Origin of the sequence: Bacterioplanoides pacificum (assembly GCF_042648445.1) — a bacterium.
Classification (GTDB): Bacteria; Pseudomonadota; Gammaproteobacteria; order Pseudomonadales; family Oceanobacteraceae; genus Bacterioplanoides; species Bacterioplanoides pacificum.
On the sequence record NZ_JBHRYB010000001.1, the window covers coordinates 508,436 to 526,173 of the forward strand.

Sequence of the window (17,738 nt, forward strand, 5' to 3'; positions counted from 1 at the left end):
AGGAATAATAGGATGAGATGCAGGGCATTGTCCTGCCCCGGGGCAGTCAGGTCAAATAGCGCGGCGGTGCAGCGCCACAACCGCGGCTGTTACTGGAAGGCGGCGCGCAGGGTCTGCAGTGTTTGCTGGTCAGCTTTGAAGCGCATTTTCAGGTAGACGCCCTGAGCCGTGAAATTCGCCGCTGAGAAGTCGTCGTCAATGAAACCGGTGAAGTTATAACCCAGACCTAACCAGACGTTGGTTTGTGGAATCCAGCCAACCGAGACACCGGCACCGTGCTGTGTCTGGTGGGTGTCGTAGCCGTGTAAGCGGCGTGCGTGTGCGCCGATATCCCAGCGGGCATTCAGGTGATGACGCCATTCCGCTGCCATAAAATCAGTCGTGGAGGCGTAATCGTTGCTGTTGTACTGGTCGAGGACCCGTTTAATACCATATTGCCCGGCCAGTTGATCACGTTGTGTGATCAGCCAGTTAGCGTGCGCATTGTTAATTAAACGACGACTGCGGGTTGGTGTACCTTCACCGCCATCGGCTTCCTGTACCCAGCGGGTTTGCAGCAACACGGCGTATGGGTCTTTACGTGGACGAATGGCCAGGTCGAACTTGGCATCCAGTTTTTTACTGAAAGCTTCGCGGCCTTCTTCGAGGAAATAGTCCAGGCTGCCACCGGTGGCCAGGGCATCGGATAACGGATGATAAACGCTGGTGCGTACTGCCCATTTGTCTTTACTGTTGCCGTCGCGGTATTCCAGGCGGTTGTTCCACTGCCAGACATCGGAGCGGAAGGCTGTACCGGCGTACAGGGCATAAAAATCTTCGCTGTTCTGGCCCACTTCGGTTGGTGCATTGCTTTCGAGATTCTTCGCCTGATCGAAGCCCGCACTGGCACTCCAGTGATCGCTGATATTAAATTCCTGGCTCAGGCCGGACACGCTGAATAACCGGTAAGCGTCGTCCTGTTCGACCTGTTCAATCGATTGTTGTGCTTTGGCGCCGGCCCAGGGGGTGGCACGCAAGCCCATAATTGTCCGTTGCGGGGCGTCACTTTCGAAACCCAGTTCGTGTTCGGCAAAAATACTGTAATCGTTATTCAGACGATAGTCGGCACCCAGACGTAACTGGTCTTTGGCATCACTGCGTTGTGACATGCGGGCCAGAATCTGCGCGTTTAATGTCAGCCGGTCATTGAGAAAACGATTACTGAAGCCCGCCGTCAGCTGATCGCTGTACAGGGTTTCGTCGTCGTTTTCTTCGGCAGCGGTTAATATCCCAACAGAAAATTGCTGATCGCTGTTAAGACGATGAATCCAGTCGAGCTGAGTCTGGTATTTATCATCACCGCTGCTCAGCCGGTAGTGATGGAAGGTATCCAGTGCTAGACGGTCGCGATCGGAGAGATACCAGGTACCTTCCAGGCCTTCTTTGCGGTAATCGTTTTCGCCGGAGGAGGTCTGATCAACACCAAAGTGTTCGTCCTGACGGCGCACGTACGCTTTGGCCTCCAGGCTGTCGGTACGATGGGTTACTTCTAATAAATGTGCTTTTGCCTGTTTATCACTGCCTTCGACGGTGGTTTCGCTTTGGGCGGCTTCGGCCTTAATGCGGGTATTACCCAGTTTCCAGTCGAGGTCTGCGGCCTGCAGCTGACGCGAATCGCCACGCTGATTCTGGCTGATGGCGGTTACGCCGGCTTTTATGTCATCGTCAAATAATTTTACGCCTACCCGGCCACCGGCGATATGCCCCAGTTTGCCGCCATTATCGACGTCGTATTCGGCAATAATAAAGCGTGGGTTAAAGCTGTCATCGGTGCTCAGAATCGGTTGTTTGAAATACACAGTACCGTCCTGATAATCGATCACATAATCGATATCACGCTGTAATTCGCGGCGAGATAACACCACTTCACTGCGGAACCGGTCACGTACTTCGATATGAAGTTTCTCACTGTTGGCAACCAGCAGTTTATTCGATAAACGATACAGGCCGGAGGTGCCATCACCCTGAATTTCATCGCGCGCATAACCTTTATCCGACTCGGCTGCAAAGGCCGAAAACTCGACGATTTCACCCTGGTAAGCGCTCTGCACACCGGTCATCTGGCGGCTGTAACGGCCCAGCTCTGTCACGGTTAAATCGGTATTAATATCGCCAAAGACGGTGTAAAAACGATTACGTTCTACTTTTACGTAAAGTTTTTTCGCTGAGCTGGCATCCAGCCGTTGCTGGCTGGCATCTCCGTACAAGGTGTAATAACGATTAGGTTCAATTGTGCGGGCAAATGCTTCGGCTTCCGGTTTGCCGGAATCGTAAGCGGCGGTGATTAACCAGTCGCCGGGTACCTGACCCTGAGCAAAAAAGGCTAACCGGCCATCGTGATAAATATTGTCATCAACACCGCTGGCAGCGCGGTTATTATCATGACCGCCGCCGGCGTTATAACCCACGGCTAAATCACCCAGGCCGACCAGAATCCAGTCGCGTTGTGGTGCTTTCAGCCATACCCGCAGTTCGTCTTCCTGGCCGTTGCCGTGACGGAAGCGCAGCACGGCTTCACCGGAGGTGCTGGTCGGAGCCAGACGAATTAATGCCACACCATCGGCGCCGACGCGATAACGTGGTTTGGTAACACGGCCCAGTGGATTGGCTTCAATCTGTGCCTGTTCATCGTAAATCTGATAAGGCGCCTGAATTTCCAGCTCACCCTGAACATCCGGGCGGATCGGAAAGCCGTCTTTATCGGTTAATTTCACTGCGATGACAGCGGGGGTAATGCCATCGGCAATGGCCCGGGTCTGGTCTTCTACCAGTTCCGCTTTGGCCGGATCCTGAGCGTATTGTACGGTGCGCTCAAATTCCGACACGATATCGCCGTTGCCATCAATCACAAATACGCTGAAGCGGTTGGCGCCGGGTTCAATATCAACACCGCGCCAGGTGCTGACGGCGAGGTCGCGGCGCTTACCTTTAATGGTGCCATCAAAGTTCAGTGGGCTGACCGGTTTATCGTCCAGTAACAGTTTGACGCGCTGACCTTTCTCGTGAGAAATGGCAATTTTTACCGAACCGATACCCGGGCTGCGATCCAGCGGTGGCCATAACCACTGCGCTTCATCGGCAGCGGTTTCAAACCATTCGTTATCGAATTCCGGCATCAGAGGTTCCATCGGCAGTGCCGCCGGGTTACCGGAAGCCGTGGCGGGTAAATCGGCGAGAAAACCACTGATATCGGCTTCGATAGTGGCGACCTGCATATCGTATTGCTGCTGCGCCAGATCGAGATCCGGATCGCCGCTTAATACGTTAACTTCCACCCGGCGGTTTAATGCCCGGCCCTGGCGGCTGGCATTACTGGCAACCGGTTGGCTGGAGCCTTTACCGCTGTAAATGACCTGTTCGTTACTGACGCCCAGCTGTTGTGCCACGTATTGAGCAACGGCTTTGGCGCGAGCTTCTGATAATTGCTGGTTATCGGCAAAAATATGGCGATTACGACGGGCAATCGGGGTGCTGTCGGTATGGCCGACCACTTCTACTTTTAAATTACGTAAGCCAGCCAAACGATCCACTACGGACTTCAGGTTGATTTTATCCTGCTCGGTTAAGACATCGGAAAAATTAGCAAACTTGGGCGGCTTAATGGGTTTTATCACACCGTCATCCGGCGGCAGCTGCAGAACAGCGGTGGTGATTGCCGGTTTAATTTGCTGAGCGGTTTTTCCTTTTACTTTAAAGCGGCTTACGGCTTTGGTGGTTAATTCACCACTTTTGGCTTTGTCACTGACAACCGCAGTAAACTGCAGCTGATGTTGCCACTCGGCCGGTTTATCGCCCAGTTTATAGATCAGGGTACCGTAGCTGACTTGCGGGTCTTCCCACGGCACGTTATCCAGTGTGGTACTGCCGGGCTCATAAATAACACCATCCGGCAGCGCAATCATGCCGGTGAGGTTGAAAATTTCCAGTCCTTCACCTTCCAGATCGAGGGTGAATTTAAGTTTCTCCGGTACCGGGGAGTTATAGGGTAAATCACCGTTGGCTAACGTCGACAATGGCACCAGAGCATGACTCAGGCGCTGACGGACTTCACCTTTTTCCGGCTCTTTCATTTTCAGGGCAAAGTCGACCCGCCAGAAGCTGCCCGGTTGTACATCAACAAACTGGGAATAAGCGCGGCCGGCATGGAAGCCCTTATTATCACAGGCAACGGCTTCCATATAAGGTGGGATGGTGCTGGTGTCCAGCTGTACAACATGGGTACCCGGGCGTACATCTTCAATATGCCACTCACCGGACTGATCGGTGACGACATAAGTGCCGTCTTCCATATATAAACGCACGTTGGCAACGGCTTCCGCATCCAGGTTGCCGTCACAATCATCCAGGAATACCCGACCGAATAAACGCGATGTATCTTTAAAGAAATCATCACGGATCATAACCGCGGCTTTGGCGGTATTACTGCTGACCTGATCGTCTTTTAACCAGGCGGTATTAACCAGTTCGCCTTTCGCCAATGAACCTACCTGGACCACGTATGTCAGGGTAACCAGCTGTTCTTCGGCGATGTTGCCAACGGCAAAAGATAATAACGAGCCACTGTTATCGGTTTGCGGATCGGCAATCTTGTCGCCATTTAAATGCGCCGAGCCCGGTTGGTAGCGTAATCCGGATGGCAGCTGATCCTGTAGCAGGGCGTCAGTGATTTCCACTTCATTATTCTGAATATTAATGCTGTATTGCAGAAAATCGCCGATAGCCGCTTCATTTTTGCTGGCGGTTTTAGTGACCAGTGCACCGTCTGCGCGGATATCCACCGGTACATCAGCAATAAACACCATGTGTTCAACATTAAATGGCTGACCGCGGGAAATATTCGACAACTGGAACGGGTTATCGTTATTGACTGCGGTTAATTCATCATTGTTGTATTTGGACGGCACCCGTAACTGCGGTGGGGCTTCAAACTGTAACTGATAAGTGCCGGGTTTAACGTATGGGAAGCGGAAGGAACCTGTCGGAACCGAGTCTGCTGTTGCCGCAGCCTGGCTGCCGGCCATATAAGCTTTCTGGCTGGATGATGTGGCGCAGGATGGCTGGCCATCAATCGCATCGACTGGTCCCTGGCCGCTGATAAAGGCCGGCTGGTAACAGCTTTTGCCGTCGTCATCCAGGACTTTACCGGTTGCCGGTTTGCCGGTATCGGTGTCAATCAGAGTGACTTTAACGCCGTTAATGGCTTCGCCGGTTTGTGCATTAAAAATACGGCTGAACGGATCAAAGCGGGTTTGCAGACTGACCGTATCGGTATTGTCGTTGGCATCGGTATACGTGACCTGCAGGTAATCGTCGCGTTGCAGCGATAATTCACAATTATACGGAGTTGCGGAGGTCAGTACGGTTTGTAATACGCCAGCAAAAATACCGGTATTGTCGCCGGTTTCGGTCAGGCGCAGGGTTTCATGATCGCTGCCGGCAGTATTGGCGATATTCACCACAACGGTGTCGGGGCGAACCGGGTTCAGGTTTTTATCGGCTTCGGTAATCTGGATAAAAACCGGCTCACCGACTTTAAAACCAAACTGGGTATCTGCCAGCTGGTAATTTCCCGGCAATGTATGAGTTTCGCCGGTTAATTGAAAAAATGAATTCTGAGGGGTAAAGCTGTTGGCAGCAGCGGATGTTGCACAGGCACTGCCATTTAATGCCGTGCCTCGTGGGGCACTGGCTTCTGCCTGAAAATGTTGAATGGCGATCTCAGCAGCCGATGGTGCTACCGGACCGGGGTTAATATTCTGAACAATACTTTCTGGAGAATCAGCGCTGATCCGGAGATCACGCTGACCGTTGTAGTCATAAGTCGCTGTGGCCGTATTGACGATGGGGGTACCCACCTCAGTTACGGCAACAGCTGGCAATGACACTACCCCAAACAGCGCACAGGCCAACCCCTGAAGCGCGGTCGCTCCATAGCTGTACAAGTGGTTGAGTGGGGTAGTCAGGCGCATATTCAGTCCACAGTTACATAGAAGGTAATGGTGTTTAACAATGCAGCTGCGTTTTCTGGTTTCGCAGCAAAAGAAGGGTAATGCACGAATATCGATCCACGTGTAGAGGTTGGCGTGAATGTCTTATCGCCAAACTGCACTGGACTGGTTGAATATTGGAAGTCTGGAGTAGAACCAATTGCGTCTGATACTGGTGCTCCTGGAGTTGGATCATCTGCTGGGGCCGGATTATTACAGTCGTACGTGATACCGTCAGCGCCTTGCTGGCCACTGCAATAGCTGGTGTATTCAGGAATATCGTCCTGTACAACCAGGTCTTTTGCCTGAGCACTACCCAGATTCCGCACTTCTAAAGTATATTTGATGACTGCGCCTGGGATCGCCTTAGGACTTGATGTTCCATTGATTGGGTCCCAAACCACCTTACTTTTTTTGATTAAACCGTTCTTCTTTGTGTCCTCTTTATCATCAGGGTCTGTTGGGAAGTACGGCAAAGTAAGGCTTAAGCCTTCAGATATTAACTCGGAATTATCCTTACCTGTGTCAGCGTACACAACCTGAACGGTATTGAGGTCATTATCTTTTCCAGCATTCTTGCTATCCACACTAACATCGATATTCTCATTATTGTTGTCAAAAGCCTCTGAGGCTTTTGCAGTAAAATCGAAAATAGAGATGCTGGTAGAGTTTAGTTCACCAGTGAAGCTTTCTTTATTCACTGTAACAGCAATATCCACTGAATCATCTTTGGTAAGCTTGGTAACCGTTATCTGGCTTCCTGATATTGAAACTTCAGTAGCCGCAGAAGTAACGCTGAACGTTGGATTTGACAGGTCAAATGTGTCTTTAGTCAACTCTGTTGAACCATATAACAGAGCTGTTTGTGCAATGGCTTTGTCAGCAATATCGATGGTATAAGTTACTGATGCATTGGAATCATTTTTAAGTTTCAAATTTGCAATCGTGATCTCTGTTGCACTTTCTGGCAGATCTGTGCTTTGAATCGCAGTATTGTTACTTGTCAGTTTAAAGTCGAGTTTTAAGTCGACATCCAATTTTGTTTCCGCTGTGATCGCTGATTGGCCCTGCCCATTAACTGCATAGCTCAGTGACGCGGTATTAGTGATTTCAATACCGGCATTCGTTCCTGCAGCCGCATGCACAGAGGCACCGGCGGTTGCCAGAGCACCGAAGACAACCGGTGCAAAAATCTTGCTCACTTTCATTATAAGTGTCTCCTAAAAAATTATTTCACACGCACCTGAAATTCGACGGAACCGCTTGCTTTCGGCGCAACTGCTTCCGGCAGCGTCCAGCGGATATCGGTGATGTCTTCGGCACGGGCCTTACGTGTTTTGCCGTTTTTGTTAACGACTAAATCAGCTGAAGCGGCGAAATTGTCGCCACCATCAGCGGAATAAGTGATATCGCTGCCGGCGCCAGCCGCACTGTTGGCAACGTATTGGGTGTTATCCGGCACCGGGTTATTGATTACCACGCCGGTTGCTGGCTGAGCTCCGGTGTTTTCGTATGAGATGCGGTAACCAACTTTATCGCCGGGCACAATTTCTTCTGCAGCAATCCACTGCTCTGATACCGTACCGTCAGCATTATTTACGACAGCAATTTTAAAGGCTTCTGTAGTCAGAGTAACCTGAGCAATTGCAAAAGCAGGTAAAAACAGCAGGGCTGCAATTAATGAACGCATAAAAATTACCTTTATTTCACTTGGGCCGTTAAATTAATAACATAGGTTTTGCTGCTGGTTACGCTACCCAGATCAACAGTCATGACGTTGGCGGTTACATTGCCGTTGTCTGCTGCATCATCCGCATCGGTCTGGCCCGCACCGTCGACAACCAGGCTGCCGGATTCATAAATAAGGTCTGATGGCAGAGGATCGGTAATGACCAGATTATTTACCGGGCCACCGGTGGTATCGACCACAACTGTAATGGCATAGGTGATTTTGGTTCCCGGAATCACCGTTGCCCCGCCAAACGGATCAATTTGTTGGGTAATTGTTTTGGTGATCGTTACCGCAGCAGTGGTTGCACCAACACTGAACTCTGCAGAAACGGTTGCGCTGGCACTGCCACCGACAATTGCATCCGACGTACCAGTGCCCTGGCCTGTGAGTATCGTTCCGGGAGTTGCGGTACCGGCAACAACACCGTCTTTTTCTGTGGTTGACGATACGGTAACGCTGAATTCCGCCGTCTGGTTTTCTGTTGCTGCTGCCGGGATATCACCCTGAATCAGCAGGCTGATACGTTCGTCTTTATCCAGTGTGATGGTATCGCCGGTTAATTCGGTATCGCCGGAATCAATCACACCATCGTTATTGGTATCGATGTAAAGTTTTACGTTTTCAGCGGTAACATCTCCACTATTAACGTAAGTGACTTTAAAGGTTTCGGTGCCGTTCCCTGTGTTCTGTACAGCAAAGGGTAAAATCTGAGCCGTGTCTCCTGCCTCTACCCTTACAACCGGCGAGTTTGCATCAATAGCAACGTTGATGACTTCCTGCACTTTGGTTGTGGTACTGGCAGAAACTTTGCCACCGTCGTACGTAGCGACAGCTGTATTAATGATATCGATACCTGCGGCGGTACCAGCCCAGCCAAAGGTACTGGCACAGAGTCCAGCTGCTAATACGCCTGTTTTTATCAGGTTCTTCATGAATTTCTCCTTATTGAACCTTCACGTTATATTGAAAACTAAATTGTAATAGCCTCTCCACCACTCCCAACTTGTGGGCAGTTGACGGTTGACGCCACCAATTACTTCAGAACTCAGTACCAGAACGACAAACACAACGGTGCCCTGGATGCTGTGCCGAATGATGGCAGGCACACCCTGTTGGTTCGTTGGTGTAACAATCGTTATCAGCGGTAACAAAGCTTCCTTCCTGTACGCTCGTACGAATAAGCAAATGTAAATGTTGGTCATTTTGCGCAAGGCGGCATGGTATTTAGTGCAGAGGAGGGAGTCAATTTGCCAGCAGTAGCCCGGGAAGTGATTAATGTGAGCGATAACGCACTGATTTTTGGCGATTAAATATAAACAAGCACTAATGTGTAGATTCTCGGAGAAATAGTGTGTTTTTTTGCAATAGTTGACCAGGATGCAGATTGTTTTCGGGCAAATAACAGCCAGTGGTGACCAAATTTGTCACGATGGTGAATGAATTTTTCAGATGTTAAATTCTGTAAAATAATGTTCTTTGTGTTAACGAGAGGGGATAAATCGTCGGCTTCTTGACGTTATGCAGGGAACACAACTGGGTCGGAGTACAACTAAAGTCGTTAGATGTTTCGTGAAGGTAACAGAAACCGCCCCGTCTGCAAATACGGAGGATAAAAAAACAGCGGCCGAAGCCGCTGTTTTTGTGAGGTAATACGCAATCAGAAGGCGTATTTGGTAGTGAAGTGTAACCGCGTCAGATCACCTTCAGCATCGTTATCCAGCTTATGAGTGGCTTTACTCAGCTCCACACCATAAGTCAGTTTCGCAACCGGTGAATACATCAGGTTCAGTCGTACACTACTGGCTTCAGTGGTATCGGCCACATTGTCGCTGTCGTAATCAGCGTCCAGCATAGAATAAGCAATGGTACTGCGTAACTGGTCGTTCCAGAAGTGACGATAGCCGATGAAAGCAGCGCTTACGTCAGTTGCTTGCAGGTCGCCGTCGGCGTCGCGCATTGCATCAGCAGCGGATGCTAAGCCAACGTAACGAGCTACCTGACCAGTTGTATAGCTGAATTTCAGGTCATCTTGGCCTAAGGCAATTTTACCCGATACATTAATACCAAACCCCATGGTGCTCTCGTCTACACCGCCTTTCACGCCATCTTGAATTGCCAGTTGACGGCCAATGGCCGCCACAGTAAAGGCATTTTTTCCAGCTTTAAAGTTGTAGCGGGCAACGATATCAGGGATGCCTGAGTCGTCAGTTGCGCCTACGCCGACAACGGTTGTTTCAGGGTTTTCTAAAGCTACTTGCAGTCCACCATTGGTATAGCGAACCTGAGATTGGCGGGCAAACACTGTACCGTCACTAACACCCAGGAAATCAACTGTTTCAGGCAGGGCATCAACATTCATAAAGGTAGACCAGGTCTGACCAACCAGCAGGTTGCCTGTCTTAATAAAGGCGTGACGTAAACGAGGATTGTAGGAGTTGGAGACTACCTCGTTACCGTCACCGGTTAGCAGGAAATCCATCTCAACAAATGTGGAAATATTTTGGCCATTGTCGAGACTGGTATCAGTTTTGAAATTGAAACGCGAAGAGCGCGCATTAAAGTCAACGCTACTTGTTTCTTCTGCGGTGTTATTGCTGGTTGGAATAGTAGACGGAATATAAAAATCCCGGCCGCCACTCGCTGCAGTCATATCACCATCGGAATATTGGCTATACATAGCATCAAACTTGATATAACCGCCGTAAGAGAATTCGGTATTTGCTGCATTCACTGCCATTGGCAGGGCGGCAGCCATCAGGATCAGGGGGGTCTTGCGCATGTTCGCTCTCCGTTTATCATTGTTTTGCCTCACCACTATGGTGCACGTCTTCCTGCTGTTGAAATTAGCCAAAGGTCGAAAAACCCTGACCTTAGGTAGAAGTACTTACTCACTTACGTGGGGGTTACCAACGTAGCAGATAGACCATTGTCTAATTTTTGGATGGTCAGGGCGTGACCAATATGGATCACAACAAAAACAACAGTCGTGATACCCGCACGACAACAGCAATCAATCAGGGGACACGCTATGAGCGATCAGAATGTCTATCCGGTAAAACCTGAGTTTTCCGACTCTGCCTGGATTAATAACGATAAATATCAGCAGATGTATCAACAGTCCGTCATCAATCCGGAAGGGTTCTGGCGCGAACAGGCGGAGCAGCGCATCGACTGGATGCGGCCATTTACCAAAGTACGCAATGTATCCTTCGACGATCACAATGTTGATATTCGCTGGTTTGAAGACGGCACGCTGAACGCTTCTGTTAACTGTCTCGACCGCCATCTGGAGCAACGTGGTGATCAGACCGCCATCATCTGGGAAGGTGATGAACCGGATCAGGATAAACACATCACTTACCGTGAACTGCACGAGCAGGTATCCCGTTTTGCTAACGCATTACGAGGCCAGGGCGTTCGCCGTGGGGATGTCGTGTGCATTTATATGCCGATGATTCCGGAAGCGGCGGTCGCCATGCTGGCCTGTACCCGGATTGGCGCTATCCACTCGGTGGTGTTTGGCGGCTTCTCGCCGGATGCGCTGGCTGGTCGTATTGAAGACAGTAATGCCAAGGTGGTGATTACCGCCGATGAAGGGGTACGCGGTGGGCGTGCTGTGCCGCTAAAAGCCAACGTTGATGAAGCGTTAACCAATCCGGCCATCGGCAGCCTGGAAAAAGTGATTGTGGTTAAGCGGACCGGGGCTGACGTGGCCTGGCATGCGGCCCGTGATGTGTGGTACGAAGAGCTGATGGCTTTATCTTCGCCAAATTGTCCGGCCGAAGAAATGAACGCCGAAGATCCGCTGTTTATTCTGTATACCTCGGGTTCCACCGGTAAACCTAAAGGGGTGGTACATACCACCGGTGGTTATTTGGTGTGGGCATCAATTACTCACCAGTACGTATTCGATTACCACGATGGTGATGTTTACTGGTGTACTGCGGATGTTGGCTGGATTACCGGCCACACCTATCTGTTATACGGGCCTTTACTGAACGGCGGTATTACGCTGATGTCGGAAGGGGTGCCGAACTATCCGTCGATCAACCGTGTATCGCAGATTATCGATAAACATCAGGTGAATATTCTGTACACCGCGCCCACTGCAATCCGTTCATTAATGGCGGAAGGCCGTGCGGCGATTGAGGAAACACACCGTGAATCTCTGCGTCTGCTGGGTTCTGTTGGCGAGCCGATCAACCCTGAAGCCTGGCAGTGGTATTACGATGTAGTGGGCGAACAGCGTTGCCCGATCGTCGATACCTGGTGGCAAACCGAAACCGGCGGCATCATGATTACGCCACTGCCGGGGGCAACCGATATGAAACCGGGCTCTGCAACCCGGCCGTTCTTTGGTGTACAGCCGGCACTGGTGGATAACTCCGGAATGTTGCTGGACGGTGCGACCGACGGCAATCTGGTGATTATTGATAGCTGGCCGGGTCAGGCGCGTTCGGTTTATGGCGATCACGAGCGGTTTGTGCAGACCTATTTCTCCACCTTCCGGGGCATGTATTTTACCGGTGACGGCGCACGTCGTGATGAAGATGGTTACTTCTGGATTACCGGCCGTGTTGATGACGTGATTAACGTTTCCGGCCACCGCATGGGCACCGCTGAGGTGGAAAGTGCGCTGGTTGCTCATGCCAAAGTGGCGGAAGCGGCTGTGGTGGGTTATCCGCACGATATCAAAGGTCAGGGCATCTATGTGTATGTCACACTGAACTCCGGAGAAGAGGCCAGTGAAGAGCTGGCTCAGGAATTACGCGCCTGGGTGCGTTCGGAAATTGGTCCGGTGGCGACACCGGATTTGATTCAGATTACTCCGGGGCTGCCAAAAACCCGGTCGGGCAAAATTATGCGTCGTATTTTGCGTAAAATTGCCGCCAACGAACACGACGCTCTGGGTGATACGTCAACCCTGGCTGATCCGTCGGTAGTGGATATTCTGGTTGATAATCGCCTCAACCGTTAAGCTGGAGGCGACCAACCACCGTATCTGATCATCAGGCTGTCCGGGATTGTTTCCCGGGCGGCTTTTTGCTTTTCAGTCAAAAAATTAAAAACGTTGCTCACAAGTATGAAAAAAAAGTGCCAGAATACAGACTGATGAGCAGGAGGAAATATGCAGCTCGCTAAAAAAATAATCATTGCTGATGACCACCCGTTATTCCGTACTGCAATGCAGCAGGCGGTTAAACAGCTGGTGCCGGATGTGGCGATCGAACAGGCCGAATCCTTACCGGAATTACAACAGCTGGTGGAACAGCATAAAGATGCGGATCTGGTATTGCTGGATTTACAGATGCCGGGAGCCCACGGTTATTCCGGCCTGGTTTTTCTGCGCTCACACTATCCTGAAATTCCGGTGATTGTGGTGTCTGCCTGTGAAGATCCGGCCATCATGTGCCAGGCAATCGACCATGAGGCGTCCGGTTATATCGCTAAATCATCGCCGCTGGATACCATTGCTGAGGCCATTCAGCGGGTATTGCAGGGCGATATTTATTTGCCGGAAGTGGCGCGCCGTCATCAGCACCTGCCGGATGAAAAAGCGCTCGATCTGGCTGAGCGTCTGGCCAGTCTGACACCCCAGCAATTCCGGGTATTAACTATGATGACGGAAGGCATGCTGAATAAACAAATTGCTTATGACCTGGACGTCAGTGAAGCGACCATCAAAGCCCACGTTACCGCGATCTTCCGTAAACTGGGGGTTCGCACCCGCACCCAGGCAGTGATTGCGGTGCAAAGTCTGGATATTGAAAAACCCGACCAGCAGATGGCGCAAAGCAGCCAGTAGTTAAGCCTGGGTTAAGACTCCTGACACAATAATGCCGTTGTGATGCCACAACGGCATTTTTTACGTCACTTTTTGAGTAAATCCGGGCTTTTGGCGAGCCGTCGGTTTTTGACTGAATTCCGGTTTTTGACTGAACTCCGGTTTTTGACTAAGGCCAGGGGGCCAGGGGGCCAGGGTTTAACCGCTTCGCAGGAGCGTACATGATGCAGGGAAGACGATTCAATATTCGCCACAGCTGGTTGTTGTTACTGATCAGCCTCAGTGGCTGCGCCTATTATCCAGCCGTCACACAATCTCAGAGTTACGCACAGGAATGCCGTATGCTGACCCGCCAGCTGACGTTGGATGCGACGGTCATTAATGTCCGTGACTGTGGTGACACGGCCGAAAGCTGTCTGGTGTTAATGGTCGGAATTCCGGCTGCAACCCTGGTGGTATCGGGCAGTGTGGTGCTGCTTGGCAACACACTGCACTGGCTGGAGTATCACGGTCATTGTGAACAGGGTTTTGTGCGCCAGACACTGCTGGATGTCTGACGCTTATTTTTTGACTAAGCGCCGTACCAGTGCCCTTAAGGCGGCCGGACGTACCGGTTTGCTGAGGAAATAAAAGCCCATATCGCGAGCCTGTTCAGCTACTTCCGGACGCGGATCGGCAGAAATCAGAATACCGGGCAGCTCCGGATCGTTGAACTGCTGACGCAATATCGCCATCGCCTGTAAGCCGGTTTCGTCGTTATCAAGCTGATAATCACACAACATAATCTCCGGCTTAAACGGAACCTGGGTGGCGCCTGCCAGATCGCTGCAGCTGTATACATCACATTTCCAGCTATTGAGCAGTGCATTCATGGCGGTTAAGACTTCCGGATCGTTATCAATGCAGAACGTTTTCAGGTGTTCAAAACTGGCCGAACTGCCTCCGGCGGAATGGCTGGTCGCAACCTCCGGTTGTTGCGCTTCGGCCAGTGCTACGGTCAGACGAAAACAGGTGCCACGGCCAACCCGGGAGTGCACCTCTATCTGATGGCCGAGCTGGTTGGTCATACGTTCGACAATCGCCAGACCCAGTCCCAGCCCTTTGCTGTCCTGCTTTTCCTGGTTCAGGCGTTTGAACTCACCAAAAATTTCCCCCAGTTTATCCTGCGGAATACCCGGGCCTGTGTCCCACACTTCAATCACCAGCTTGTCGCCACGCTGGCGGCATCCCAATAACACCCCGCCACTTTGGGTATAACGCACCGCGTTGCCGAGCAGGTTTTGGATAATGCGGCGTAGCCAGTGGCTGTCGCTGCTAACCCAGCTGGCAGAACTGCGAACCCGTAATGTCAGGCCTTTATTGGAAGCCAGCGCGGTAAACTCATCTCTCAGTGGCTTTAAAACGGCACTGAGGTTAATGGGGCGGATATCCGGCTCCATCGCCCCAGCATCCAGTTTGGATATTTCCACCAGGATGGATAACACGTCTTCGGCAGATTGCAGTGATCCTTCCAGGTGAGTTAATAATTCACGCTGATCGTCGCTCAGTGAATGTTGCGCCAGGGTGGAGGCAAACAATTTGGCCGCGTTTAACGGCTGCATCAGATCGTGACCGGTGGCAGCCAGAAAACGACTTTTGCTGGCATTGGTTTCGATCAGTTGTGAGGTCAGGTCTTCCAGTTCCTGGCTGCTTTCTTCAACCCGTTGTTCAAGGCTGATATTGGCCTGTTTCAGCGCCTGCTCGGCTTTACGATGAGCGGTGATATCGGTGAAACTGGTGACGAAGCCACCATCCGGCATCGGGTGGCCCTGCATTGAGATAACAATGCCATCCGGCAGCGTGCGTTCAAACTGATGCGGGGAGCCGTTGCGTAAAAATGTCATCCGGCGGCTGACCTGTCGTTCAATTTCACCCGGGCCACAAAAACCGCGACGGGCATTAAAGGCGATGATTTCACGGATTGGTTTACCGACCTGAATAAACCCCGGCGGGTAATTAAATAATCTCAGATAACGGCTGTTCCAGGCCACCAGGTTGAGGTCTTTATCCACCACGCTGACGCCCTGATGCAGGTTTTCTACTGCTGCCTGTAGCTGCTCGCGGCTCATGGCAAATGCCTGGCTCGCTTCGCTGGCGATAAATGCCAGATCGCGGATCTGAATCTGTTCACCGCCCAATAACGTAGAAAAAATCACCCGCGCAGATGAAGCGCCCACCACGGAACCGAGCATTTTTTCAGCTTCGTATAACAATTCGTTAGACGCCACCGCGTGGTCGTATTGTACGCCGTGGCGGTGTTGGTAGTCGGTAAAAAAGGCATCGGCTTTCTGAAAGCCCAGTACCCGTTCCAGTACCACCCGGACATCATCGACTTTGCAGTCGAAAGCCGATTCCACCTGGGTGCTCTGTACCGCTTTGGTGCTGCTGAAATCACTGGCCAGCATACGCTCACGCACGGATGCGTTGGTGATGACGGAAAAGAAAATAAAACATGACAGGTTAACTGCCAGGCTGAGAATCACACCAAAGCTGAAGTCGTCCAGATTTTCGCTGATCATGGTCAGCGACGGCGAACCGATTAAGGCACCGGATGAGTTATCCAGCACCGGTAATAACAGCGCGTAAAACCAGACGAAGGTACCGCTGATAATACCGGCCAGGGCTCCCTGATGATTGGCGCCCTGCCACATAATGCCGCCAATCAGGGCCGGGGCAAACTGCGCCACGATGGCGAAGGATAACAGGCCAATGGCGGCCAGTGATTCAAACTCTCCGACGGTGCGATAAAACAGGTAGGAACCGAATAACATGGCGACAATCACCAACCGGCGTACGGTTAATACCAGTGTCCGTACGTTAGAAGACTGCTGAATATCAACCTGCGGCTGAGAACTGCGGAATACCAGTGGCAGAATCAGCTCGTTTGACACCATCGTACTGATGGCAATAGTGGCCACAATGATCATGCCGGTAGCGGCACTGCCACCACCGATAAAGGCGATGGTGGCCAGCACATTTTGTCCCAGCGCCACCGGCAGGCTGAGCACATAAGTATCCGGCGTGAAGCCCAGGTCTTTCATAAACAGGTGGCCGGTTAAAGCGATGGGCACCACAAACAACAACATCAGCAACAGATACCCCGGAAACATCCAGCGTGCCGTTTTAACGTGTGATAAGGATTCGTTTTCGATGACCCCGACCTGGAACTGGCGCGGCAGGCACAACATGGCAAAACCCGCTAACACCGTCTGTAAAACAAACGCCAGGGAAATCACATTGGTATTCAGTAAGGGGTGCTCAGGGGCGATTTTGGCACCCAGCTCCAGTACATCAAATGGGCTTTCATACAAATAACTTACCACCCAGACACCAACAGCAATAAACGCCAGCAGCTTCACCAGGGATTCAAAAGCGATGGCCAGCATCATGCCGGGGTGTTGTTCGCTGGCATCGATATCACGGGTACCAAAAATAATAACAAACAGCGCCATCGCCGCACTGATATAAAACGCCGTATCCTGCCAGAAATATTCAGTGATGCCGGGGTCTGTGCCCAGTGGCGTGGTGACCAGGTTAAACCCCATAGTAATGGCTTTCAGCTGCAGTGCGATGTAGGGCACCACCCCCAGCATTGCAACCAGAGTGACCAGCACCGCCAGGGTGTGGTCACGGCCATAACGAGTGGCAATAAAATCAGCGATGGAGGTAATGCGTTTTTCGTTAGAGATCCGGATGATCTTGGCCAGCATTCGCCAGAACAGCACCATAAACAGGAACGGCCCGGCATATACCGATAAAAAGCTCCAGCCGCTGCTGGCTGCCTGACCCACCACACCGTAAAAGGTCCAGGAAGTGCAATACACCGCCAGCGATAAGCTGTACACCACACCGGTGTTATGGATAGGCCGCCCCTGATGGGCACGTTTATCACCATACCAGGCGACCCAGAACAGAGTGCCGATATACAGAACCGAAATGGAGATCAGTTGCCAGGCGGGAATCATAACCGTCCTTTTTATTGTTTTGGTTGCTTCGCTGTCCGGGCGCGAACGAGTCCGCCAATACTACCACTGCCGGCTGATCAGCCGGATGGGTTTGTTTTCTAATCTTAGACCAAAGTCGAAACCGGCTGCGGTGAATCAATGTTGCGACTTTGGTCTGCTGGGGAAAGTGTTAGCCGTGAGTACACTTTAAA

Annotated in this window: 9 protein-coding genes; 3 read left to right on the plus strand and 6 right to left on the minus strand. The window is 51.3% G+C overall.

Features of this window, described 5'->3' with window-relative positions; all coding sequences use genetic code 11:
- Positions 1–89: 89 nt before the first annotated feature.
- The 5 genes from ACFOMG_RS02310 to ACFOMG_RS02330 all read right to left on the minus strand — a co-directional run bounded on the left by ACFOMG_RS02310 (position 90) and on the right by ACFOMG_RS02330 (position 10,537).
- Positions 90–6,008, minus strand: coding sequence for an OmpA family protein (locus ACFOMG_RS02310; RefSeq protein ID WP_376864510.1), 5,919 nt, complete (start codon positions 6,006–6,008; stop codon positions 90–92).
- A gap of 2 nt (positions 6,009–6,010) precedes the next feature.
- Positions 6,011–7,234: a hypothetical protein gene (locus ACFOMG_RS02315; RefSeq protein ID WP_376864513.1), complete on the minus strand. Its 1,224-nt coding sequence runs from the start codon at positions 7,232–7,234 to the stop codon at positions 6,011–6,013.
- Between the two features lie 20 nt (positions 7,235–7,254).
- Complete coding sequence (locus ACFOMG_RS02320; protein ID WP_376864516.1) at positions 7,255–7,716, minus strand: hypothetical protein; 462 nt, start codon at positions 7,714–7,716, stop codon at positions 7,255–7,257.
- 11 nt (positions 7,717–7,727) lie between these two features.
- Complete coding sequence (locus ACFOMG_RS02325) at positions 7,728–8,690, minus strand: isopeptide-forming domain-containing fimbrial protein (RefSeq protein WP_376864518.1); 963 nt, start codon at positions 8,688–8,690, stop codon at positions 7,728–7,730.
- Between the two features lie 725 nt (positions 8,691–9,415).
- Positions 9,416–10,537 carry a DcaP family trimeric outer membrane transporter gene (locus tag ACFOMG_RS02330; RefSeq protein ID WP_376864520.1) on the minus strand — a complete coding sequence of 374 codons (1,122 nt, stop codon included), beginning with the start codon at positions 10,535–10,537 and terminating at the stop codon, positions 9,416–9,418.
- A gap of 249 nt (positions 10,538–10,786) precedes the next feature.
- Here ACFOMG_RS02330 and acs point away from each other — a divergent pair, with 249 nt between their 5' ends.
- The 3 genes from acs (at position 10,787) to ACFOMG_RS02345 (ending at position 14,100) form a co-directional block, all read left to right on the plus strand.
- The gene (gene acs, locus ACFOMG_RS02335; protein WP_376864521.1) at positions 10,787–12,736 is read left to right on the plus strand and encodes an acetate--CoA ligase; all 1,950 of its coding nucleotides are present in this window, start codon (positions 10,787–10,789) and stop codon (positions 12,734–12,736) included.
- Between the two features lie 150 nt (positions 12,737–12,886).
- Entirely contained in the window at positions 12,887–13,564 is a 678-nt protein-coding gene (locus ACFOMG_RS02340; protein WP_376864522.1) for a response regulator transcription factor, read from the plus strand.
- A 200-nt stretch (positions 13,565–13,764) separates the two neighbouring features.
- Entirely contained in the window at positions 13,765–14,100 is a 336-nt protein-coding gene (locus tag ACFOMG_RS02345; protein ID WP_376864524.1) for a hypothetical protein, read from the plus strand.
- Positions 14,101–14,103: 3 nt separating this feature from the next.
- Here the strand turns inward: ACFOMG_RS02345 and ACFOMG_RS02350 are convergent, their stop codons facing one another.
- Positions 14,104–17,547, minus strand: coding sequence for a PAS domain-containing hybrid sensor histidine kinase/response regulator (locus ACFOMG_RS02350; RefSeq protein WP_376864526.1), 3,444 nt, complete (start codon positions 17,545–17,547; stop codon positions 14,104–14,106).
- Between the last annotated feature and the right edge of the window lie 191 nt (positions 17,548–17,738).

What these genes read in the sequence shown, in the direction of transcription:
- ACFOMG_RS02340 (WP_376864522.1), top strand. Translation starts at nt 12,887, where the DNA reads ATGCAGCTCGCTAAAAAAATAATCATTGCTGATGACCACCCGTTATTC.
- ACFOMG_RS02310 (WP_376864510.1), bottom strand. Translation starts at nt 6,008, where the DNA reads ATGCGCCTGACTACCCCACTCAACCACTTGTACAGCTATGGAGCGACC.
- ACFOMG_RS02325 (WP_376864518.1), bottom strand. Translation starts at nt 8,690, where the DNA reads ATGAAGAACCTGATAAAAACAGGCGTATTAGCAGCTGGACTCTGTGCC.
- ACFOMG_RS02330 (WP_376864520.1), bottom strand. Translation starts at nt 10,537, where the DNA reads ATGCGCAAGACCCCCCTGATCCTGATGGCTGCCGCCCTGCCAATGGCA.
- ACFOMG_RS02345 (WP_376864524.1), top strand. Translation starts at nt 13,765, where the DNA reads ATGATGCAGGGAAGACGATTCAATATTCGCCACAGCTGGTTGTTGTTA.
- ACFOMG_RS02315 (WP_376864513.1), bottom strand. Translation starts at nt 7,234, where the DNA reads ATGAAAGTGAGCAAGATTTTTGCACCGGTTGTCTTCGGTGCTCTGGCA.
- ACFOMG_RS02350 (WP_376864526.1), bottom strand. Translation starts at nt 17,547, where the DNA reads ATGATTCCCGCCTGGCAACTGATCTCCATTTCGGTTCTGTATATCGGC.
- acs (WP_376864521.1), top strand. Translation starts at nt 10,787, where the DNA reads ATGAGCGATCAGAATGTCTATCCGGTAAAACCTGAGTTTTCCGACTCT.
- ACFOMG_RS02320 (WP_376864516.1), bottom strand. Translation starts at nt 7,716, where the DNA reads ATGCGTTCATTAATTGCAGCCCTGCTGTTTTTACCTGCTTTTGCAATT.